The sequence below is a fragment of the Williamsia phyllosphaerae genome (assembly GCF_014635305.1).
In the GTDB taxonomy this organism is placed as follows: domain Bacteria; phylum Actinomycetota; class Actinomycetes; order Mycobacteriales; family Mycobacteriaceae; genus Williamsia_A; species Williamsia_A phyllosphaerae.
In genome coordinates this window covers 1,770,630-1,791,528 of the sequence record NZ_BMCS01000001.1, presented here as the reverse complement: position 1 = coordinate 1,791,528, position 20,899 = coordinate 1,770,630, and the positions used below count along the sequence as shown (strand labels likewise).

Genomic DNA, 20,899 nt, shown 5'->3' with positions numbered 1-20,899 from the left:
CCCGCACCGCCTGGAATGAAGCGACTATAACGTGTTCTAGTTTGTCTCACGGCCGTTTCGCCGATTGCGTCTGCGATACCTCTGGCCTGCGACGATCCAACGAACGAGGGAAACCTACCATGCGTCCAGTTGGTGGAGAAGGCCATCAGGCGAGAGCGTCCGATGCGGAGAAGGTCACTGCTGCGTCGCGGGACTCGAAGTACCCGCCGAGCCGGTCGGCCAGGGCGTCGCGATCCCAGGCCTCACCGGGCGCGACGAAGGTCTCGGCGACCGCGGGCGCGGCCATCAAAGTGACCTTGGGGCCGTAGACCACGAACACCTGGCCCGACACAGACGCCGAGGCCGGACCGGCCAGGAACTGCACCAGGCGCACGACGTGGTCGGTGGACAACGGGTCCACCTCACCCTCGGGCGCCTCACCGAACACCGATGCGGTCATGGCGGTGCGCGCACGCGGGCAGATCGCGTTGGCGGTCGGGCCGTAGCGACTGAGCACCCGCGAGGCCGACAGCGTGAGCGACGTGATGCCGGCCTTGGCCGCGCCGTAGTTCGCCTGCCCCTCCGGTCCGAGCAGGCCCGCCTCCGACGAGGTGTTGATCAGCCGACCGAACACCGGGGCACCGGCTTGCTTCGAGCGCGTTCGCCAGTGCGACGCCGCGTTGCGGTTGAGGAGGAAGTGCCCGCGGAGATGGACACGGATGACGAGGTCCCACTCGTCGTCGCTCATGTTGAACAGCATCCGGTCGCGGACGACGCCGGCGTTGCTCATCACGACGTCGAGGCTGCCGTGGTCGTCGACCGCGGTCCGCATCAGTTCGGTCGCGACCGCCGAGTCGGAGATGTCACCGGCGACGGTGACCGCCTTCGCCCCGAGGGCGGTGATCTCGTCGACCACGTCGCTCGCATCGAGGGCGTTCGCGAGATCGTTCACCACGACCGTCGCGCCGGACTCGGCGAGTCCGATCGCCTCGGCACGACCGAGGCCGGCCGCCGCACCGGTCACGATCGCGACCCGACCCCCGAGATCTCCGTTGCCCGAGCTCACCGACACGTCCGTCACCTCTCGTCATGCCCTGGAACAGGTTCCACCCTGGCTGGTTCTGGATAGAACCTGTTCTAATTCCGGCGAGATGTCAAGTCGCGCCGTCGGCCCCGAGGAGAGGTGTCCGGACGTCGGACGTCACTCGATGGAGAGGGCCGCCTTCGGGCAGTTGGCGACCACCTGACGCATCTCCTCGAGGCGGTCCTCGGGAACCTCTTCCTGCAGAATCACCAGGTAATCGTTGTCGTCGAGGTCGAAAACGTCCGGCGCCATGCCGACGCAGATCGCATTGGACTCACAGAGGTCGAAATCAGCTTTGATGCGCATGCCTGATGCACACTCCCTTCGATCGTGGCGCCGGTTGACGCGCTCCCTGATTCAGGTTAGAACGTGTTACAGATCCACGCGACGCCCGTGCCACCGCACGTCGTTGGAACGTTCGGGTCGAATTGTCTCATGGAGCATCGATGCGCATCGCCTATACGGAGTCCCAAGAAGAGCTCCGTCGTGAACTGAGGACCTACTTCGCCGACCTGATGACGCCCGAGCGTCGAGCGGCGCTCGCCTCGGACACCGGTGAGGTCGGTGAGGGGGACGTCTACCGCGAGGTCGTCGCCCAGATGGGTCGCGACGGGTGGCTCGCACTCGGGTGGCCCACCGAGTTCGGCGGCCAGAACCGTCCGATGATGGACCAGCTGATCTTCACCGACGAGGCCGCGATCGCGGGCGTGCCCGTCCCGTTCCTCACCATCAACTCGGTGGCGCCGACCATCATGAACTTCGGCACCGACGAGCAGAAGAAGTTCTTCCTGCCGAAGATCGCCGCCGGCGAGCTGCACTTCGCCATCGGGTACTCCGAGCCCGGCGCGGGCACCGACCTCGCATCGCTGCGCACCACCGCGGTCGCCGACGGCGACGACTTCGTCATCAACGGCCAGAAGATGTGGACCAGCCTCATCCAGTACGCCGACTACATCTGGTTGGCGTGCCGCACGGATCCCGACGCCAAGAAGCACAAGGGCATCTCGATGCTCATCGTGCCCACCGATGCCGAGGGGTTCAGCTACACCCCGGTGCACACGATGGCCGGCGTCGACACGAGCGCCACCTACTACTCCGACGTCCGCGTACCCAAGACCGCCGTCGTCGGCGAACTCGGCGGCGGGTGGCCACTGGTGACCAACCAGCTCAACCACGAGCGGGTGGCACTGTGCAGTGCCGCTCCGATCCAGCAGGCACTGCGCGAGACGGTGCAGTGGGCGCAGGACACCAAGATCGGGACGGGCCAGCGGGTCATCGACGCCGAGTGGGTCCAGCTCAACCTCGCGCGGGTGCACGCCAAGGTGGAGTTCCTCAAGCTCATCAACTGGAACATCGCATCCGAGGCGACCCAGGGCGGCTCCCCGTCCCCGGCCGACGCGTCGGCCACCAAGGTCTTCGGCACCGAGTTCGCCACCGAGGCCTATCGGCTGCTCATGGAGGTGGTCGGACCGGCGGCGACGCTGCGACGGGGCAGTGCAGGCGCCCAGCTCGTCGGCCGTCTCGAACGCTTCCACCGCTCGTCGCTGATCCTCACCTTCGGCGGCGGCACCAACGAGATCCAACGCGACATCATCTCGATGCTCGCGCTCGGGCAACCGCCCCAGAAGCGCTAGAACACCACGGCGCCGAAAGGTACGACACACCATGGACTTCCGATCCACCGAAGAGACCACCGACGTCGCGGGTCTGGCCCGCGACATCGTCGGCAAGGTCTCCGACCACGAGAAGCTCGCCGCACTCGAGACCGACGGCGCCCCCATCGACACCGACCTCTGGCGCGCCCTGGCCGACGCCGGCCTGCTGGGACTCGAGGCCGACGACGCATCCGGGGGTGCCGGTCTCGGCGTCGTCGAGAACGTCGCCGTCGCCGAACAACTCGGCCGGGAACTCGCGCTGGTGCCGTTCGGTCCGCACAGCATCGCCGCGCTGCCCACCATCGCTCGCTTCGGGTCCGCGGCGTCGCGCGAACGCCGGCTCCCCGACCTCGTCAGCGGCGCCACGATCGTCTCGGTCGCCGTCGACGAGGAACTGGCCGACGACCCCTGCGCCCCGACCACCCGGGCCCGGGCCGACGGGGACGGGTGGGTGCTCGACGGCAGCAAGGTCGCGGCCCCGTTCGCCCACGCCGCGCATGCGCTGATCGTCAACGCGGCGACCGATGACGGCGTGATCGCCGTCGTGATCGCGACGGACGCCCCCGGCGTGACCATCACCCCGACCCGGACCACCGGGCTGGTCCCGACCGCGCAGGTCGACCTCGCCGGCGTCACCGTGTCGGCCGACGACGTCCTCGGCGGCCGCGAGGCGGTGGCGTTCGTCGCCGATCGAATGGTGTTGGCGCAGTGCGCCGAACAGGCCGGCCTCGTGGCACAGGCGCTGGACCTGACCGCCGACTACGGCCGCGAACGCGAGCAGTTCGGACGGCCGATCGGGTCGTTCCAGGCCGTGGCCCAGCGACTCGCCGACGGCTACATCGACGTGCGGGCCGCGAAGCTCACCCTGCTGCAGGCGGCGTATCTCATGGGCGAGGGACTGCCCGCCGACACCGAACTGGCGACCGCGAAGTTCTGGGCCGCCGACGCCGGGCACCGCGTCGCCCACACCGCCGTGCACGTCCACGGCGGAGTCGGCATCGACACCTCGCACCGTCTGCACCGATACTTCCTGCGGGCCAAACAGAACGAGTTCGCCCTCGGCACCGCGACCACCCACCTGCGGAGGATCGGCACGGCCCTGGCGGCGGAGCCGGCCTGAGCGCCCTCGTGCCGTGACACCACAGACCATCGCCGGACTCCTCGAACCACTCGCGAACGTCGAAACGAGCGGGATCTGGTTCTCCGGTGAGTTCGTCTCGTGGCGAGATCATCTCGCGCAGGCGCGGCACTGGGCGAGCGCGCTGCGCTGCGAACTCGATCCCGACCGACCGCCGCATGTCGCTGTTCTGCTCGACAACGTCGTCGAGTTCAGCGTGCTGCTGTGCGCGGCGGCCGTCGACGGCCTGGTCCTGGTCGGGCTGAACACCACCCGACGCGGTGCGGCGCTGGCCCGCGACATCGCCACCGCCGACTGCGGGGTGGTGCTCACCTCGCCCGAGACGGCACATCTGCTCGACGGCACCGGGATCGGCTCGCAGACAACGGTCATCGACATCGCATCGGAGGACTGGGCGGACCGTCTGGATGATGCGGTCACGCGCCCGGCCCGGCCGCGCCCGGAGATCACCCCCGAGCAACTGATGATGCTCATCTTCACCTCGGGGACCAGCGGTGAACCCAAGGCCGTCTGCTGCGACCACCGTAAGTTCGCCGCCGCGGGGGCGATGCTGGCTCAGCGGTTCGGCCTCGACGACACCGACGTGGTCTACCTGTCGATGCCGATGTTCCATTCCAACGCGATCATCGCCGGCTGGAGCGTCGCGGTCGCGGCGGGTGCCTCGATCGCGCTACGTCGGACGTTCTCCGCCCGCGGCTTTCTCGACGATGTCCGTCGCTACGGGGTCACCTACGCCAACTACGTCGGCAAACCACTGAGCTACGTACTGGCCACCCCTGAGAAGCCTGATGACGCCGAGTCCACGCTGCGCATCGTCTACGGCAACGAGGCGTCGGCACACGACATCGTCGCGTTCACCGAGCGATTCGGGGTGACGGTGGTCGACGGATTCGGTTCCACCGAGGGCGGGGTCGCGATCACACGCACGCCGGACACCCCACCCGAGGCACTCGGCCCGCTGGTCGAGCCGAACGCCGTGGTGGACCTCGATACCGGACGGCCCTGTCCCACCGCGGTCTTCGACGCCGACGGCACCCTGCTCAACGCGTCCGAGGCGATCGGCGAGATCGTCAACGCCGACGGCGCGGGCCTGTTCACCGGCTACTACCGCAACCCCGACGCCGAGGCCGAACGCATGCGCGGCGGGCAGTACCACACCGGTGATCTCGGGTATGTCGACGCCGAGGGGTACGTCTACTTCGCCGGTCGTCTCGGGGACTGGGTCCGCGTCGACGGCGAGAACCTCGCGACCGGACCGATCGAACGAATCCTGCTGCGCCACGCCCGGATCCGACTGGCCGCGGTCTACGGTGTCGGGACAGAGATCGGGGACGAGATCGTCGCGTCGGTCGTCGGCGATGTCGGTGCCGAGGAGCTGACCGAGTTCCTGTCCGCACAGACCGACCTCGGCCCGAAGCAGTGGCCCACACACGTCTGCCTCGTCGAGGAACTGCCGCGCACGGCGACGTTCAAGGTCCTCAAGCGGGAACTGGCCGGTGCGACCCTCGATCCCACCTGGTCTCTCGACCGCGCCACCCGCAGCTATCGCCCCACCCGTTAGTAGGGTCTCAGGCGGGTGAGCGCTCCACGACCGTCTGGCCGAGGCGCGCGACGGTCTCCTCGTACTCGCGGACCAGGTCCTCGATGAGTTCCGCGGTCGGCGTGATCGCGTTCATCCGGCCCACGATCTGACCGGCGGGCATGGCGACGACGCTCGCGTCGTCGGCCGCCGAGATCCGCGCGTGCGCCTCGCTCACGAGGATGTTCTGCAGCGGCATAGGCAACGGCTCCGGGGCGTCCGCGGCATCCCAGGCGTCGGTCCACTTCGTCTTCAACAGGCGGGCCGGCTTACCGGAGTAGATGCGACGACGGACGGTGTCGTGTGAGGTGGCGTCGAGCAGCGCCTGCTGGATCGTGGTCGGGCCGTCGCCGGTCGACCCGAGCTTGTACTCGGCCGCGGTGAGCCAGTACGAGCCCATCCAGACACCCTCGGCGCCGGACGCGAGTGCGGCCGCCATCTGACGCCCGCTGCCCACACCGCCGGCCGCGAGCACCGACGCGTGTCCGCGCACCGCGTCGACGATCTCCGGCCACAGGATGATCGAGGTGATCTCGCCGGTGTGCCCACCGGCCTCGTAGCCCTGCGCGATGACGATGTCGACACCGGCGTCGACGTGGTGCATGGCGTGGGCTCTCGCACCCGCGAGCGCCGCGACCTGCACGCCGTGCTCGTGCGACTTGTCGATCACGTCCTTGGGCGGCGAGCCCAGCGCGTTCGCGATGAGCTTGATCTGGCCGTAGCGGTCCGCGTGTTCCATGGCGATGTCGACGTGCGATCGCGCGACCGAGTGCAGCCACCCCAGGACGCCCGCGTTGACCCGCTCCTCCCCCGGGAGCTTCGGCACGTGCAGTTCGTCGAGGGTCCGCTCGACGAACGCCCGGTGCTCGGCCGGGATGAGCGAGTCGAGGTCGACCTGCGTTCCCTCGGTGGGGATCTTCGCCGGCATGACGATGTCCACACCGAACGGCTTGCCGTCGGTGTTCTCGTGCATCCACTCGAGGACGGTGTTCAGCTCGTCGGCCTCGTTGAAGCGGACGCAGCCGAGCACCCCGAGTCCGCCGGCGCGGCTGATGGCTGCGGCGACGTGCTCGGACGGGGTGAACCCGAAGATCGGGTACTCGATCCCGAAACGTTCGGTCAGTTCTGTTCTCATCGTGTGTCTCTCGTTCGGTGGTGCGTGGTCTAGACGCGGGTGGAGGTGACGGTGAGGGTCTCGTCGGCCGCCCGCGACTCGGTGATCTCAGTACCCCATCGGTAGTTCGGCTTCCCGGCGGGAGAGCGCTTGATCTCGTCGACGAACCAGACGCTGCGCGGGCATTTGTATCCGGCGATCTGTTCGCGCGCAGCCTCGTTCACGCTCGCCAGCGACGGCCGCGCGCCGTCCCGGGTGGCGATGACGGCCGACACCCGTTGGCCGTATCGCTCGTCGGGCACCCCCACGACGACGGCATCGAACACGTCGGGGTGGGCCTTGAGGGCCTGCTCCACCTCTTCGGGGTAGATCTTCTCGCCGCCGGAGTTGATCGACACCGAGCCGCGTCCGAGCATGGTGATGGATCCGTCGGTCTCGTAGCGGGCGTAGTCGCCGGGGATGGAGTAGCGGACCCCGTCGTAGACCTTGAAGGTCTTGTCGGACTTCACCGGGTCGTTGTAGTAGCGCAGCGGGATGTTGCCGGTTCGCGCCATCACCCCGACCTCGTCGGAGCCGACCGGGATGATGGTGCCGTCCTCGCGCAGCAGCACGGTGTTGGGGTCGGCCTTCACGCGCGGGCCGCCGGCGTGCTCGGCACCCTTGGTGATGGTCGCGAGGCCACCGAAGCCGGTCTCCGACGACCCGATGGCGTCGATGATGACCGCGTTGGGGAACTTGTCGACGTACTGGTCCTTGACGCTCTGGGAGAACAGCGCGGCCGACGATGCGACGGAGAAGACCGAGCTGATGTCGTAGTCCTTCTCCAGCAGCGCGTCGATCATCGGGCGCGCCATGGCGTCACCGGTGATGAAGATGACGTTGACCTTGTGGCGCTCGACGATCTCCCAGGTCTGATGACCGCCGAACTCCGGGTAGATGATGGCCTTGCCGCCGCCGTAAAGGGCCTGGAACACCGCCCACTGCGACCCACCGTGGATGAACGGCGGGATCGGGAACCGCACGAGCTGACCGCCCGCGGCGCCGTCGTTGGCGAACTTCCACTCGTCGTCGATCGGCACCCCGTTGAACCAGTCGGTGCCGCCGCCGAGCACGCGGTAGACGTCCTCCTGACGCCACACGACGCCCTTGGGATGTCCGGTCGTCCCACCGGTGTAGAGCATGTACAGGTCGTCGTTGGACCGCTTCTCGAAGTCACGCTCACTCGAGTTGTTCGCGATCGCCTCCTCGAACTCGGTCGCGTCGGCGGTGAGATGCCCGTGGTTGAGCGCGTCGGCGATGTCGGGACTGACACCGTCCTCCATGACGATCAGGTGCTTGAGCTTCGGCGCCTTCGGCAACACCTTGGCGACCTTCTGGGTGAACTGCCGCTCGTAGATGAGGACCGACATCTCGGAGTCGGTGAAGATGTGCTCGAGCTCGCTCTCCACGTAGCGGAAGTTCACGTTCACCATCACCGCGCGGGCCTTGAAGATCGCGACCATGGCCTCGACGCACTCGAGGGTGTTGCGGCTGTAGACGCCGACGGTGTCCCCCGGCTCCACACCGAACGCCCGTAGCTGGTGCGCGAGGGCGTTCGCGCGCGCCTCCAACTCCGCGTAGGTCCGCGATGCGCCGTCGGTCTCCAGCGCGGTGCGATCGGGCATGAGGTCGACGGCGTGCTCGATGAAGTCGGCGATGTTGTAGGCCATGACCCTAAAACTAGAACGTGTTACCGTTTCCGGCAAGCAGCAACTCCGACCGCCCTGCGGGATCGGACCCGAGCACGGAGAAGAGCGTCATGTCGAGCGAGCCGCATTGCCTTGTCGAGCAACGTGATCACACCCTCATCGTCACCATGAACCGGCCGGAGGCACGCAACGCGCTGTCCGGCGAGATGATGGCGATCATGGCCGAAGCCTGGGACCGTGTCGACTCCGATCCCTCGATCCGCGTCGCGATCCTGACCGGTGCGGGCGGCGCCTTCTGCGCGGGCGCCGACCTCAAGGCGATGAACTCGCAGGCCCCCGGCGACAACTTCAAGCAGGGCGGCTGGGATCTCACCCGCCTTCCCGCACTTCTCAAGGGCCGACGGTTGAGCAAGCCGCTCATCGCCGCGGTCGAGGGTGCCGCGATCGCCGGCGGCACCGAGATCCTGCAGGGCACCGACATCCGAGTGGCCGGCGAGAGCGCCAAGTTCGGCGTGTCCGAGGCGAGGTGGGGACTGTTCCCGCTCGGCGGCAGTGCCGTTCGCCTGGTCCGTCAGATCCCGTACACGATCGCTGCGGACATCCTGCTGACCGGACGTCACATCACCGCCGCCGAGGCGCTCGACTACGGACTGATCGGCTACGTCGTGCCGGACGGCACCGCTCTGGACAAGGCGTTGTCGGTGGCCGACCTCATCGCCGCCAACGGCCCGCTCGCGGTCCAGGCGATCCTCAAGACGATCCGCGACACCGAGGGCATGCACGAGGAGGAAGCGTTCAAGGTCGACGCGGACCTCGGCGTGAAGGTGTTCATGAGCAGGGACGCGAAGATCGGACCACGCGCGTTCGCCGAGAAACAGAAACCGGTCTTCACCGGGGAGTGACGTCGGCGATCACCCGTACGAGCCCCGGGGGCACTGCGGCGGCCGGGAGTCCCGACATCGCACCGACGAAGGCCCCGATACACATTGTCGCGACGTCCTGCTTGTCGATGGTCCGGTCGTTCAGGAATTCGTAGCAGGACGCCCGCACCATGCCGATCCAACTCCGCAGGGCCAGCACCAGCACCGGCGCGGTGTCCGTGTGGCCGTCGACTGCGGTGAGGATCCGCTCCACCTCGAGGTCGATCGACCGCGCGACGATGTCGACGATGGCCGGGTCGGAACTCACCGCTCCGCGGAACACCGCCCGAACGCCGTGCTCGTGGCTGATGCAGTGGTCCAGGAAGGCGATCACGCCGCCACGGAGTTGTTCCATCGGCGGCAGGGTCGGATCGGGCGCGGTCTCGGCCAGCAGCGACTCGTTCTCCCGACTGAGGAACGCGACGAAGAAGTCTCGCTTGCCGGGGAAGTAGTGGTACAGCAAACCCCGTGACACACCGGCCAATTCGGCCACCCGCTCGATGTGCACCTCGTCGTAGGGATGCGAGGCGAACAGTTCGGCACCCAGATCGAGCAACTGTTCACGACGTTGCTCGGGGGTCATGCGCGTCCGGGTGGCCACGGCACCACCCTAGACCCGCACTACTTGACACCGATTCAGTAGCGAGGCATGGTCTGGTCATGGCGAAGGCGATGCAGAACAGTTGGTCCGGTCGACGTTTCCCCTCGGCCGGACGACGGTTGCCCTACATCGGCGACCTGCTCACCATCGATCCGCGCCAGCCCATCCTGAGCATGCAGCGCGGGGCGGCCGGCCTCGGTCCGATCTTCGAGCTGCAGGTGTTCCGACAGAAGATCGTCCTGGTCGGCACCGTCGAGCTCGCCGCCGAACTGTGCGATGAGACCCGGTTCTGCAAGGCCCTGCCGCCGGCGATCGAGGCGTTGCGGGACTACGCGGGCGACGGGCTGTTCACCGCGCACAACGACGAGACGAACTGGCAACTCGCGCACGAACTGCTGATGCCCGCGTTCACGAAGTCGGCCATGCAGTCCTATCACCCGATCATGGTCCAGACCGCGACCGAACTGTTCGACTACTGGCGGGACCGGCTGACCGCCGGTCCGGTCGACGTCTCCCGCGACATGACGAAGCTGACGATGGAGACGCTGAGCCGCAGCGCCTTCAGCCACGACTTCGGGTCGTTCGGGACCGAGGAACCGCACCCGTTCGTGCACGCGATGGTCGGGGCCCTCGAGGGCGGACGCCGCAAGGGCGGTCTACGCAGCGCGCCCGGCGGCAAGCTCCTGGCCAAGGTCATCGACCGACGCTTCGCCCACCATCAGGCCTATGTCGACGAGATGCTCGACGAGCTGATCTCCGCGCGCGGCGACTCCGAGAGCCAGCACGACCTCCTCGGGATCATGCTGAACGTCGCCCATCCCGAGACCGGCGAGAAGCTCAGCCTGCTCAACATCCGCTACCAAATCCTGACGTTCCTGGTCGCCGGACACGAGACGACCTCCGGCGCACTGTCGTTCGCGCTCTACTACCTGGCCCGCAATCCCGAGTGCCTGGCCAGGGCGGCGGCCGAGGCCGACGAGATCCTGGGTGACGACCCGGACGCGATGCCGGCGTTCGACCAGGTGAGCAAGTTCCGCTACATCCGTCGCGTTCTCGACGAATCGCTGCGGATCTGGCCCACCGTGCCCGGCTTCGGACGCAGCCCCCGCGAGACCACGACCTTCGCCGGCGAGTACACGATGCGCCCGCAGGACTTCGCGGTCGTGGCACTGGGGCTCGTCCACAAGGACCCGGCGGTCTGGGAGAACCCCGACGAGTTCGACCCGGACCGCTTCCTGGCCGCCAACGTCAAGAAGCGACCGGCCCACAGTTACAAGCCCTTCGGCGCCGGGGCACGGGCATGTATCGGACGCCAGTTCGCCATCCATGAGGCCGTGTTGGTGCTCGCGTCCCTGGTGCACCGCTTCGACATCACGGGCGACCCGGACTACGAACTCGCCGTCGACGAGCGACTCACCATGCTGCCCAGGGGCTTCGAGCTCACCCTGCGTACCCGCACCGCCCGGATGGCGAGCGCCGACTCCGAGTAGAGGAGCCGCTAGATCGCGCGCTCGGCGTCGGCCCAGTACGGGTCGCGCAGCTTGCGCTTGTAGAGCTTGCCGTTGTCGTCGCGGGGCATCTCGTCGACGTAGTCGATCGAGCGCGGGAGCTTGAACTTCGCCAGGCGGGCGCGCGCGAAGGCCATGATGTCCTCGCTCAGCGCGTCGTCACCGTCCACCCCGTCGGCGGGCAGCACCACGGCCTTGATCTCCTCGCCCCAGTCCGAGTGCGGCACACCGAAGACCGCGACGTCGGCGACCTTCGGATGGATGACCAGTTCGCCCTCGATCTCGGCGGGGTAGATGTTGACGCCGCCGGAGATGATCATGTCGTTCTTGCGATCGAGCAGGTAGAGGTAGCCCTCGTCGTCCATGTAGCCGATGTCGCCGGTGGTGAACATCTTTCCGACGCGGGCCTTCTGGGTCTTCTCCTTGTCCTTGTAGTACTCGAAGTCCGAGCCCTTCATCTCCATGTAGACCTGGCCCGATTCACCCCGGGGGACCTCGTTGCCGTCGTCGTCGAGGATCTTCACCACGGAGTACGACCACGCCTTGCCGACCGACCCGGGATGGGTGAGCCACTGGTCGCCGAAGATCGTCGTGCCGCCGCCCTCGGTGGCGGCGTAGTACTCGGTGACCACCGGCCCCCACCACTCGAGCATCTGCTGCTTGACCTCGCGCGGACACGGGGCCGCGCCGTGGATCATGTTGCGCAGCGACGACACGTCGTATTTCGCGCGCACCTCCTCGGGCAGACCGAGCAGGCGTCGGAACTGGGTGGGGACCATGTGGCTGTGCGTCACCCGATGCTGCTGGATCAGTCGCAGCATCTCCTCGGGATCCCACTTGTCCATCAGCACCACGGTGTGGCCCAACTGAATCGAGATCATCACGAAGTTGACGACGGCGGTGTGGTAGAGCGGCGAGCCGCAGATGTGGACGTGGTCGTCGTGCGGCACCAGACCCATGACGCCGAAGAACCCGATGCCACCCATGGCGGCCTGCTCGGGCGGAACCCCGGGCAGCGGACGCCGAACACCCTTGGGCTTGCCGGTCGTCCCCGATGTGTAGAGCATCGGCGCGCCGGTCGTGCGGTCCTCCGGCTCGGAATCATCGACGCCGGTGGTGAGTTCGGACAGGTCGAGGAATCCCTCGATCACGCCCGAGGCGAACAGGTCGGTGCCCGCCATCCCCGCCTCGCGCGCCGCGATCTGCGCGGCCTCGGCGAAACGTGCGTCGCTGATGAAGATCTTCGCCTCGCTGTCGCCGAGGATGTAGGCGATCTCAGGGCCGGTCAGATGCCAGTTCACCGGCGCCAGGTACAGACCGATCTGAAGCGCCGCGAACTGCAGGCACACCGTCTCGATGCTGTTGGGCATCGCGATGACGAGAGTGTCACCGGTGCCGAGTCCGTGGGCGCGCAGACCGTTGGACAGCCGGTTGGCCCGCGATGCGAGCTCGCCGTAGCTGATCTCGGCACCCGTCGGATCGACCACCGCGGTCCGATCCGGGGTCGCCCTGGCGATGTTCCACAGTCCGATCGGCTGGTCCAATTCCGGCACCGGTGCCTCCAATTTCTAGAACGTGTTCTACCGACGGTCTCACATTAGACCAGGGTGCCCAGCTCCCGAACAAGGTCGACCGATCGGGCGGTCACCATGAGCATGCTGACGCCGGCCGCCTCCCATCGCTGTATCTCCGCGCGGACCTCGTCGGCGGTGCCGACGATCATCGTCTCGCGGACCATCTCGTCGGGGACCGCGGCGACGGCCTCGTCCTTGCGCCCCTCCCGGAACAGCGCGCCGATCTCGTCGACGGCCTCGCCGTACCCCATGCGCCGATAGACCTCGGCGTGGAAGTTGACCTCTTTCGCCCCCATCCCGCCGACATAGAGGGCGGTGGACGGCTTGTATTCGTCGAGCGTCGCCCGGACGTCGTCGGTGACCACGACCTGCACCGTTGCCGCGACCTCGAACTCCTCTCGGGTCCGGCGCGCACCGGGCCGCGACATCCCCTCGGCCAACCACTCCTCATATTGCGGCGCGAGACGTGGCGTGTAGTAGATCGCCAGCCATCCGTCGGCGATCTCGCCGGTCAGAGCAATGTTCTTGGGTCCCTCCGCACCCAGCCAGATCGGGAGATCGGGCCGCACCGGGTGGGTGATGGGCTTGAGTGACTTACCCAGACCGGTCGCTCCGGGGGCGTCGGACGGGTACGGCAGCGGGTAGTGCGGGCCGGAGTTGGTCACCGGCGCCTCGCGGGCGAGCACATCCCGGATGACCTGCACGTATTCGCGTGTACGGGCCAACGGTTTGGCGAACGGCTGGCCGTACCAGCCCTCGACCACCTGCGGCCCGGAGACGCCCAGACCGAGGATGTGCCTGCCCCCGCTGAGGTGGTCGACGGTCAGCGCGGACATCGCGACCGACGTCGGCGGCCGGGCGGCGATCTGCGCGACCGCCGTACCCAGACGTACCCGCGATGTCTCGCTCCCCCACCACGCGAGCGGGGTGAACGCGTCCGACCCCCACGACTCGGCCGTGAACACCGCGTCGAAACCGGCCTCCTCGGCGGCCGCGATGAGCGCAGGCGCCTCGTCGATCGGCCCCCGCCCCCAGTACCCGAGTTGCAGACCCAACTTCACGCGGAACTCCCTCATCGGTGTGACTTCTTGCGCCCAATTCTAGAACCTGTTCTACTCCACTGGTGAGCAACAGCCAGACTTCCACGGGATTCGCGGCGGTACTCGACGCCGCGGTCGCCGACGTGCCCGAACCGGCCTCGCCGGTACTGACCGCACCGCTGAGCAACACCTTCGACTACACCCGGTCACTCGGGCCGGTGCTGAGCCGGTTCGCCGACGGCCTCCTCGCGGGCACCGTGGTGGGCGGACGCACCTCCGACGGTCGCGTGTTCGTGCCGCCGCCGGAGTTCGACCCCGCCGGGGGCGCACCGATCACCGACTTCGTCGAGGTCGGTCCCGTGGGGACCGTCAGCACCTGGTCGTGGCAGCCCGAACCCCTACCCGGACAACCGCTCTCCGAGCCGTTCGCGTGGGCGCTGATCACCTTCGACGGCGCCGACACCGCGCTGCTGCACGTGGTGAAGGCCGCGTCGGCCGGCGAACTGAGCACCGGCCTCCGCGTGCACCCGGTGTGGAAAGCCGAACGCACGGGCCGCATCGACGACATCGCCCACTTCGCCGCCGGGGAGAACCCCGAACCGGCACAGGAGAACTCGGGTGCCGGCCAGCAGACCCCCGGCATGATCGTCACCCCCATCGGCCTGACGATCGACCACTCCGCGACCGTCGAGGAGACCTGGTACCTCGAGGGCATCAAGGAGGGCAAGCTCATCGGCGGACGCACCAGCGACGGGGTGTACTTCCCTCCACGGGTGTCCTCTCCGGCCAACGGTGACCCGACCACCGAGAAGGTCGAGCTGCCCGACACCGGGATCATCACCACCTTCTGCATCGTCAACGTGCCGTTCCTGGGCCAGCAGATCAAGCCGCCGTACGTCGCGGCGTACGTGCTGCTCGACGGTTCCGACATCGGCTTCCTACACCTGATCCTCGATGTCGAGGCCGACGAGGTCCGTATGGGCATGCGCGTTCAGGCGGTCTGGCGGGATGAGTCGGAATGGGACCACACGCTCCGCAACATCAGCCACTTCCGGCCGACCGGCGAACCGGACGCCGAGTACGAGTCCTACAAGAAGCACCTGTGAGGAACGAGCAGTGACCAACGCGCCCAAGATAGCTGTGGTGGGGTTCGCCCACAGCCCGCACGTCGATCAGACCTTCGGCACCACCAACGGTGTCGAGATGCTGATGCCGTGCTTCGCCAAGCTCTACGCCGAACTCGGTATCAGCCGCACCGACATCGACTTCTGGTGCAGCGGCTCGTCGGATTACCTGGCCGGTCGTGCCTTCTCGTTCATCTCGGCCATCGACTCGATCGGGGCCGTCCCTCCCATCCACGAGTCGCACGTGGAGATGGACGCCGCCTGGGCGCTGTACGAGGCGTGGGTCAAGATCGCCACCGGCGAGGTCGATCTGGCGTTGGCCTACGGTTTCGGCAAACCGTCGGCAGGCAACATGGACCTGACCCTGGCGCTGCAGACCGACCCGTACACCGTTGCCCCGCTGTGGCCCGATGCGAGATCCCTCGCCGCCCTGCAGGCGCGCGCCGGGATCGTTTCCGGCGCGTGGACCGAGGCCGACATGGCCGCGGTCGCCGCGCGCACCACCGGGACCTCGGTCGACGAGCTGCTCGCCGCACCCCTGACCGCCGACCCGCTTCGCGCGCACGACTCCTCGCGGTACACCGATGGTGCCGCCGCGGTCATCCTCGCGAGCGAGGACCGTGCGCGAGAGCTCGTCGCCAACCCGGCGTGGATCACCGGGTGGGACCACCGCATCGACTCACCCAACTTCGGCGCCCGCGATCTCACCGGGTCCCCGTCGACGCGGTTGGCGGGCGACACCGCACTCGGTGACGACCGCGCGGTCGACATCGCCGAGTTGTACGCGCCGTTCACCCACCAGGAGATCATCATCCGCAACGAACTGAGGTTGCCGGACTCGGTGCGGATCAATCCCTCCGGCGGCGCACTGGCCGCGAACCCGATGTTCTCCGCCGGCCTCGAACGGATCGGTTTCGCGGCCGCGGCGATCATCGCGGGTGAGGCGAACACCGCCATCGCCCACGCGACCAGTGGTCCACTGCTGCAACAGAACATGGTCGTCGCGCTCTCCGGGGACGACACCGCGAAAGGTGAGCACTGATGGGCAGGTTGCGGGCGGCCGTCATCGGCACCGGGCAGACCAAGTACGTCGCCAAACGGCATGACGTCACCATGGCGGGCATGTGTCGCGAGGCCATCGACGCCGCGCTGCGTGACTCGCGGATGACGATGGACGACATCGACGCCGTCGTGATCGGTAAGGCGCCGGACCTGTTCGAGGGCGCGATGATGCCCGAACTCGCGATGGCCGAGTCGATCGGCGCGGTCGGCAAGCGGCTGATCCGTGTCCACACCGCCGGATCGGTGGGTGCGTCCACCGCGGTGGTCGCGTCGTCGTTGGTCAGCAGTGGGGTGCACCGGCGCGTGTTGGCCGTGTCGTGGGAGAAGCAGTCGGAGTCGAACGCCATGTGGGCGTTGTCGATCCCGGTGCCGTTCACGATGCCGGTCGGTGCGGGTGCAGGTGGCTTCTTCGCCCCGCACGTGCGTTCCTACATCCGACAGTCCGGCGCGCCCGAGCACATCGGCGCGATGGTCGCGGCCAAGGACCGCCGCAACGGCGCCAAGAACCCGCTGGCGCATCTGCACCAGCCCGACATCACCGTCGAGAGCGTGATGGCCTCGCAGATGCTGTGGGACCCCATCCGTTTCGACGAGACGTGCCCGTCGTCGGACGGTGCGTGTGCGGTGGTGATCGGCGACGAGAAGGTGGCCGAGGACTCGATCGCCGACGGCAACACCGTCGCGTGGATCCTGGCGACGGCCATGCGCACCGAACCGTTGGCCTACGCCCACCGCAACGTGGTCAGTCCGCAGGCCGGCCGGGACGCGTCGGCCGCCCTGTGGCGCGACGCCGGGATCACCGATCCACTCGACGAGGTCGATGTCGCCGAGATCTACGTCCCGTTCTCGTGGTTCGAGCCGATGTGGTTGGAGAACCTCGGTTTCATGCCCGAGAACGAGGGCTGGAAGCTCACCGAGAAGGGCGAGACCGAGATGGGTGGTCGGCTGCCGGTCAACCCGTCCGGCGGCGTGTTGTCGTCGAATCCGATCGGCGCCTCCGGCATGATCCGGGTCGCCGAGGCGGCCATCCAGGTGATGGGCAAGGCCGGCGACCACCAGGTCGACAACGTCAAGAAGGCCTTCGGCCACGCCTACGGCGGTGGGTCGCAGTACTTCTCCATGTGGCTCGTGGGTGCGGAGAAGCCGGAATGAGTGCCGCCGAACCCGCCTACCTGAACATCGACCGGGAGAACAACCCCGCCGTCGTCGCCGGCCGCATCTCGCGCGAGATGGTCGCGGCCCGCGACAAGCAGGGCTGGGTGGACAACTTCGCCGCCGACGCCGTCGTCGAGGACCCCGTCGGGCCGTCGATGTTCGACGAGCAGGGCCGGGGGCATCGCGGTCACGAGGAGATCGCCGCGTTCTGGGACATGACGATCGCGACCACCGAGAGCCTCGACTTCCAGTTCGACGAGGAGATCATCTGCGGGAACGAGGTGGCCTACATCGGTCGCATCGTCACCCACATCGGCGGCCACGTCACCACCTCGCGCGGGGTGTTCACCTACCGCGCCGATGCTGACGGCAAACTCGTTGCCCTCCGGGCGTTCTGGGAGGTCCAGAAGACGATGGAGTCCCTGCAGAAGGCCGACTGACCTCGACCACAATCGTCACCGATACCTCTCGGCGTGTGGATAATGCACGCGCCGACCCTCATCGGTGTCGGTTGTGGACGAACTCGCTACTTGACGCCGTAATCCACCATCAGGTGCTTGATGCCGTTGATCCACCCGTGGCGCAGGTACTGCGGCTCGGCGACCTTGGTGATGTCGGGCATGTGGTCGGCGATGGCGTTGAAGATCAGGTTGATCTCCATGCGCGCGAGGTTGGCACCGACGCAGTAGTGCGCGCCGTGTCCACCGAAACCGACGTGTGGGTTGGGGTCGCGGGTGATGTCGAAGGTGAACGGATCGGTGAAGGCATCGGTGTCGTAGTTGGCCGAGCCGTAGAACATCCCGACGCGCTGCCCCTTCTTGATCTGCACCCCGCCGAGTTCGAGATCCTTGCGGGCGGTGCGCTGGAAGCAGTTGACCGGTGTGGCCCAGCGGACGATCTCGTCGGCGGTGGTGGTCGGTCGTTCCCGCTTGAACAGCTCCCACTGATCGGGGTGGTCGAGGAACGCGTTCATGCCGTGGCTGATCGCGTTGCGGGTGGTCTCGTTACCTGCCACCGACAGCATGATGAAGAAGTAGCCGAACTCGATCTCCGACAGCGACAGTCCGTCCATGTCGGCGTTGACCAACTCGGTGACGATGTCGGAGGCCGGACACTTCTTGCGGTCCTCGGCCATGAGGTAGGCGTAGCCGAGGACCTCGGCCGAGGCGACCTGCGGATCATCGGTGAACTCCGGGTCCTCGGAGTTCATCATCGAGTTCGACCAGCGGAACAGCTTCTGCCGGTCCTCCTGCGGTACTCCCAGCAGGTCGGCGATCGCCTGCAGCGGCAACTCCACCGCGACGTCGTTCACGAAATCGCTGGGCCCGGAGTTCTTCGCGGCGTCGGCGACGATGGTCGCGGCGCGATCGCCGAGCCCCTCCTCGAGAGCGTGCACGGCCTTCGGGGTGAACGTCTTCGACACCAACTTGCGCAGACGGGTGTGCTCGGGCGGATCGTGGTTGATGACGAGCGCCTTGGTGACGTCGAGCGCCTCGGGGGGCATGTCGTCCTCGAAACGGATGATGACGCCGTTGTCGTTGGCCGACCAGAGCTCGTTGTTCTTCGAGATCTCGCGGATGTGGGCGAGTTTGGTGACGGCCCAGTACCCGCCGTCGTGGAAGCCACCGCCCTTGCCGGGCCTCTGCTCGTTCCACCAGATCGGGGCCGTCTGCCGGAGCTCGGCGAACTCCTCGTGCGGCAGGCCCTTCTCCAACAGCTCGGGATGGGTGAGGTCGAATCCGTCCGGGGCGGCGTCACTGCGGAACACCGGGCATCCGGTCATCGCACCCGGGTCGGTCGCAGGGCGGCTGTCGGCTCTGGTCATTGACGATCACCTCATCTGAAAAATGAACCTGTTCCAGCGCCATTAGAACACGTTCGCACCCGCCTTCACCATGGGTTCAGCACCGCGACATGGACTCAGATAGAAACTTGTTCTAGTTTGTAAATGACCTACTCAGGTCGAGGAATCAGCAGTGGAGAGGACCCGAGCAATGGGTGTACCGGTGATCGTCGAGGCAGTGCGAACCCCGATCGGCAAGCGGGCGGGCTGGCTCTCGGGTCTGCACGCCGCCGAGATCCTCGGTGCCGCGCAGTCCGGGCTGATCGAGCGGGCCGAGATCGACGCCGCGCTCGTCGAACAGGTCATCGGCGGGTGCGTCATGCAGGTGGGTGCGCAGAGCAACAACATCACCCGCACCGCGTGGCTGCACGCCGGACTGCCGTGGCAGACCGGAGCGACCACCATCGACTGCCAGTGCGGGTCGGCCCAGCAGGCCAACCACCTCATCGCCGGCCTCATCGCCACCGACACCATCGACGTCGGCATCGCCTGCGGGGTCGAGTCGATGACGCAGGTACCCCTCGGCGCCAACGTCATGGTGGAGAACGCCGGCCTGCGTCGGCCGGAGACCTGGGACATCGACATGCCCAACCAGTTCGAGGCCGCCGAACGCATCGCGCAACGCCGCGGCATCACACGTGCCGACACCGACGCCCTCGGCGAGCGGAGCCAACGCCTGGCCAAGCAGGCGTGGGAGGAGGGGCGTTTCGACCGCGAGGTGCTGGCACTCAAGATCCGCGAGATGACCAAGGAGGGGGAGCCGACCGGCAACATCCTCGACGTCGACCGCGACCAGGGGCTGCGCGACACCACCATCGAGTCCCTCGGCAACCTCAAGCCGGTGATCGAGGGCGGCATCCACACCGCGGGAACCTCGTCGCAGGTCTCCGACGGGGCCGCGGCGGTGTTGTTGATGGACGAGGACAAGGCGAAGGCCCTCGGCCTGAAGCCCCGCGCCCGACTCCGAGCGCAGGCGCTCGTCGGCGCCGAGCCCTACTACCACCTCGACGGTCCGGTACAGGCGACCGAGCGGGTGCTCGCCAAGTCCGGCATGTCCATCGGCGACATCGACCTGTTCGAGGTCAACGAGGCGTTCGCCTCGGTGCTGCTCAGCTGGGCATCGGTGCACGGACCCGACATGGACAAGGTCAACGTCAACGGCGGGGCCATCGCCCTCGGACATCCGGTCGGCAGCACCGGCTCCCGCCTGATCACCACCGCCCTGTACGAGCTCGAGCGCACCGACAAGACGACCGCGCTGATCACGATGTGTGCAGGCGGCGCGCTCTCCACGGGCACCATCCTGGAACGAATCTGAAATAGTGTTCCAATGAGCCCTGACGAACAGCAGACCTCGCGCGACAAACCGGCCGCCCTGGACTCCAAGGCGGTCGGCGCGATCCTCAAGTGGGGATCGAAGGCCAACACGAAGCTCTACAAGGCGACCGGCGGACGCATCGGCGGCAACTGGCGCATCGGTGCCGGGTTCAAGAAGCCCGTCCCGGTCTGTCTGCTCACCACGACCGGTCGCAAGACCGGCGAGCCGCGGACCGTGCCTCTGCTCTGTCTACGGGACGGCGACGCGGTGGTGCTGATCGCCTCGCAGGGCGGTCGAAAGAACCATCCGCTGTGGTATCTCAACCTCGTTGCTGATCCCACAGTGACGATCCAAATCGGCAAAGAAACCGGCGCCTACGTCGCACGCGCGGCCGACGATGCGGAGCGAGAACGACTGTGGCCCCGCTACGCCGAGATCTACGCCGACGTCGACCAGTACCAGGAATGGGCAGACCGGACAATCCCGCTCGTCATCTGCGAGCCGCTGTGACAGCCAT

Annotated in this window: 19 protein-coding genes; 11 read left to right on the top strand and 8 right to left on the bottom strand. The window is 67.4% G+C overall.

Annotation, left to right across the window (positions count from 1 at the left end; genetic code table 11):
• Positions 1 to 145: 145 nt before the first annotated feature.
• Together IEV93_RS08475 and IEV93_RS08470 are read right to left on the bottom strand one after the other, a co-directional pair.
• On the bottom strand, positions 146 to 1,051 hold the full coding sequence (locus IEV93_RS08475; protein WP_229704974.1) for a 3-oxoacyl-ACP reductase: 906 nt from the start codon (positions 1,049 to 1,051) through the stop codon (positions 146 to 148).
• A 129-nt stretch (positions 1,052 to 1,180) separates the two neighbouring features.
• Positions 1,181 to 1,369 (bottom strand): ferredoxin, encoded by a 189-nt coding sequence (locus tag IEV93_RS08470; protein WP_188488725.1) that lies wholly within the window; start codon positions 1,367 to 1,369, stop codon positions 1,181 to 1,183.
• 140 nt (positions 1,370 to 1,509) lie between these two features.
• Here IEV93_RS08470 and IEV93_RS08465 point away from each other — a divergent pair, with 140 nt between their 5' ends.
• The 3 genes from IEV93_RS08465 to IEV93_RS08455 are packed head-to-tail and all read left to right on the top strand — an operon-like array spanning position 1,510 to position 5,417.
• Positions 1,510 to 2,697 carry an acyl-CoA dehydrogenase family protein gene (locus IEV93_RS08465; protein ID WP_188488723.1) on the top strand — a complete coding sequence of 396 codons (1,188 nt, stop codon included), beginning with the start codon at positions 1,510 to 1,512 and terminating at the stop codon, positions 2,695 to 2,697.
• 31 nt (positions 2,698 to 2,728) lie between these two features.
• Positions 2,729 to 3,838: an acyl-CoA dehydrogenase family protein gene (locus IEV93_RS08460; protein ID WP_188488721.1), complete on the top strand. Its 1,110-nt coding sequence runs from the start codon at positions 2,729 to 2,731 to the stop codon at positions 3,836 to 3,838.
• Between the two features lie 13 nt (positions 3,839 to 3,851).
• Positions 3,852 to 5,417, top strand: coding sequence for a long-chain-fatty-acid--CoA ligase (locus tag IEV93_RS08455; protein ID WP_188488719.1), 1,566 nt, complete (start codon positions 3,852 to 3,854; stop codon positions 5,415 to 5,417).
• Between the two features lie 7 nt (positions 5,418 to 5,424).
• Here IEV93_RS08455 and IEV93_RS08450 read toward each other — a convergent pair whose 3' ends face one another.
• Together IEV93_RS08450 and IEV93_RS08445 are read right to left on the bottom strand one after the other, a co-directional pair.
• Positions 5,425 to 6,570: an NAD(P)H-dependent flavin oxidoreductase gene (locus IEV93_RS08450; RefSeq protein WP_188488717.1), complete on the bottom strand. Its 1,146-nt coding sequence runs from the start codon at positions 6,568 to 6,570 to the stop codon at positions 5,425 to 5,427.
• A 29-nt stretch (positions 6,571 to 6,599) separates the two neighbouring features.
• Positions 6,600 to 8,258, bottom strand: coding sequence for an acyl-CoA synthetase (locus IEV93_RS08445; RefSeq protein WP_188488715.1), 1,659 nt, complete (start codon positions 8,256 to 8,258; stop codon positions 6,600 to 6,602).
• An 89-nt stretch (positions 8,259 to 8,347) separates the two neighbouring features.
• Here IEV93_RS08445 and IEV93_RS08440 point away from each other — a divergent pair, with 89 nt between their 5' ends.
• Positions 8,348 to 9,139 (top strand): crotonase/enoyl-CoA hydratase family protein, encoded by a 792-nt coding sequence (locus IEV93_RS08440; protein WP_188488713.1) that lies wholly within the window; start codon positions 8,348 to 8,350, stop codon positions 9,137 to 9,139.
• Here IEV93_RS08440 and IEV93_RS08435 read toward each other — a convergent pair.
• Positions 9,126 to 9,758 (bottom strand): TetR/AcrR family transcriptional regulator, encoded by a 633-nt coding sequence (locus tag IEV93_RS08435; protein WP_229704973.1) that lies wholly within the window; start codon positions 9,756 to 9,758, stop codon positions 9,126 to 9,128. The genes IEV93_RS08440 and IEV93_RS08435 overlap by 14 nt on opposite strands.
• A 59-nt stretch (positions 9,759 to 9,817) precedes the next feature.
• On the opposite strand from IEV93_RS08435, the gene IEV93_RS08430 reads away from it, so the two are divergent.
• Positions 9,818 to 11,248 carry a cytochrome P450 gene (locus IEV93_RS08430; RefSeq protein WP_188488711.1) on the top strand — a complete coding sequence of 477 codons (1,431 nt, stop codon included), beginning with the start codon at positions 9,818 to 9,820 and terminating at the stop codon, positions 11,246 to 11,248.
• An 8-nt stretch (positions 11,249 to 11,256) separates the two neighbouring features.
• On the opposite strand, the gene IEV93_RS08425 is transcribed toward IEV93_RS08430, so the two are convergent.
• Together IEV93_RS08425 and IEV93_RS08420 are read right to left on the bottom strand one after the other, a co-directional pair.
• A complete protein-coding gene (locus IEV93_RS08425; RefSeq protein ID WP_188488709.1) occupies positions 11,257 to 12,819 on the bottom strand; it encodes an acyl-CoA synthetase in 1,563 nt (520 codons plus the stop codon).
• A gap of 44 nt (positions 12,820 to 12,863) precedes the next feature.
• Positions 12,864 to 13,901, bottom strand: coding sequence for an LLM class F420-dependent oxidoreductase (locus tag IEV93_RS08420; RefSeq protein ID WP_188488707.1), 1,038 nt, complete (start codon positions 13,899 to 13,901; stop codon positions 12,864 to 12,866).
• A 62-nt stretch (positions 13,902 to 13,963) separates the two neighbouring features.
• Here IEV93_RS08420 and IEV93_RS08415 point away from each other — a divergent pair, with 62 nt between their 5' ends.
• Genes IEV93_RS08415 through IEV93_RS08400 form a run of 4 tightly spaced genes read left to right on the top strand, consistent with a single transcriptional unit; the run spans position 13,964 to position 17,661 of the window.
• Positions 13,964 to 14,986: a Zn-ribbon domain-containing OB-fold protein gene (locus IEV93_RS08415; RefSeq protein WP_229704972.1), complete on the top strand. Its 1,023-nt coding sequence runs from the start codon at positions 13,964 to 13,966 to the stop codon at positions 14,984 to 14,986.
• 10 nt (positions 14,987 to 14,996) lie between these two features.
• Positions 14,997 to 16,046: a thiolase family protein gene (locus IEV93_RS08410; RefSeq protein ID WP_229704971.1), complete on the top strand. Its 1,050-nt coding sequence runs from the start codon at positions 14,997 to 14,999 to the stop codon at positions 16,044 to 16,046.
• Positions 16,046 to 17,218: a thiolase family protein gene (locus tag IEV93_RS08405; RefSeq protein WP_188488703.1), complete on the top strand. Its 1,173-nt coding sequence runs from the start codon at positions 16,046 to 16,048 to the stop codon at positions 17,216 to 17,218. The genes IEV93_RS08410 and IEV93_RS08405 overlap by 1 nt, the downstream gene beginning before the upstream one ends.
• On the top strand, positions 17,215 to 17,661 hold the full coding sequence (locus tag IEV93_RS08400) for a nuclear transport factor 2 family protein (RefSeq protein WP_188488701.1): 447 nt from the start codon (positions 17,215 to 17,217) through the stop codon (positions 17,659 to 17,661). The genes IEV93_RS08405 and IEV93_RS08400 overlap by 4 nt, the downstream gene beginning before the upstream one ends.
• A gap of 86 nt (positions 17,662 to 17,747) precedes the next feature.
• Here the strand turns inward: IEV93_RS08400 and IEV93_RS08395 are convergent, their stop codons facing one another.
• On the bottom strand, positions 17,748 to 19,004 hold the full coding sequence (locus tag IEV93_RS08395) for a cytochrome P450 (RefSeq protein ID WP_229705142.1): 1,257 nt from the start codon (positions 19,002 to 19,004) through the stop codon (positions 17,748 to 17,750).
• 211 nt (positions 19,005 to 19,215) lie between these two features.
• Between IEV93_RS08395 and IEV93_RS08390 the strand changes: the two genes are divergently transcribed.
• Together IEV93_RS08390 and IEV93_RS08385 are read left to right on the top strand one after the other, a co-directional pair.
• On the top strand, positions 19,216 to 20,382 hold the full coding sequence (locus tag IEV93_RS08390; RefSeq protein ID WP_188488697.1) for a steroid 3-ketoacyl-CoA thiolase: 1,167 nt from the start codon (positions 19,216 to 19,218) through the stop codon (positions 20,380 to 20,382).
• A 12-nt stretch (positions 20,383 to 20,394) separates the two neighbouring features.
• A complete protein-coding gene (locus IEV93_RS08385) occupies positions 20,395 to 20,892 on the top strand; it encodes a nitroreductase family deazaflavin-dependent oxidoreductase (RefSeq protein ID WP_188488695.1) in 498 nt (165 codons plus the stop codon).
• The last annotated feature ends 7 nt before the right edge of the window (positions 20,893 to 20,899 follow it).

Bases quoted from the DNA above. Each gene is read 5' to 3' on its own strand.
- IEV93_RS08470 (WP_188488725.1), bottom strand. From the start codon at position 1,369: ATGCGCATCAAAGCTGATTTCGACCTCTGTGAGTCCAATGCGATCTGC.
- IEV93_RS08465 (WP_188488723.1), top strand. From the start codon at position 1,510: ATGCGCATCGCCTATACGGAGTCCCAAGAAGAGCTCCGTCGTGAACTG.
- IEV93_RS08460 (WP_188488721.1), top strand. From the start codon at position 2,729: ATGGACTTCCGATCCACCGAAGAGACCACCGACGTCGCGGGTCTGGCC.
- IEV93_RS08450 (WP_188488717.1), bottom strand. From the start codon at position 6,570: ATGAGAACAGAACTGACCGAACGTTTCGGGATCGAGTACCCGATCTTC.
- IEV93_RS08445 (WP_188488715.1), bottom strand. From the start codon at position 8,258: ATGGCCTACAACATCGCCGACTTCATCGAGCACGCCGTCGACCTCATG.
- IEV93_RS08440 (WP_188488713.1), top strand. From the start codon at position 8,348: ATGTCGAGCGAGCCGCATTGCCTTGTCGAGCAACGTGATCACACCCTC.
- IEV93_RS08430 (WP_188488711.1), top strand. From the start codon at position 9,818: ATGGCGAAGGCGATGCAGAACAGTTGGTCCGGTCGACGTTTCCCCTCG.
- IEV93_RS08405 (WP_188488703.1), top strand. From the start codon at position 16,046: ATGGGCAGGTTGCGGGCGGCCGTCATCGGCACCGGGCAGACCAAGTAC.
- IEV93_RS08400 (WP_188488701.1), top strand. From the start codon at position 17,215: ATGAGTGCCGCCGAACCCGCCTACCTGAACATCGACCGGGAGAACAAC.
- IEV93_RS08395 (WP_229705142.1), bottom strand. From the start codon at position 19,004: ATGACCGGATGCCCGGTGTTCCGCAGTGACGCCGCCCCGGACGGATTC.
- IEV93_RS08390 (WP_188488697.1), top strand. From the start codon at position 19,216: ATGGGTGTACCGGTGATCGTCGAGGCAGTGCGAACCCCGATCGGCAAG.
- IEV93_RS08385 (WP_188488695.1), top strand. From the start codon at position 20,395: ATGAGCCCTGACGAACAGCAGACCTCGCGCGACAAACCGGCCGCCCTG.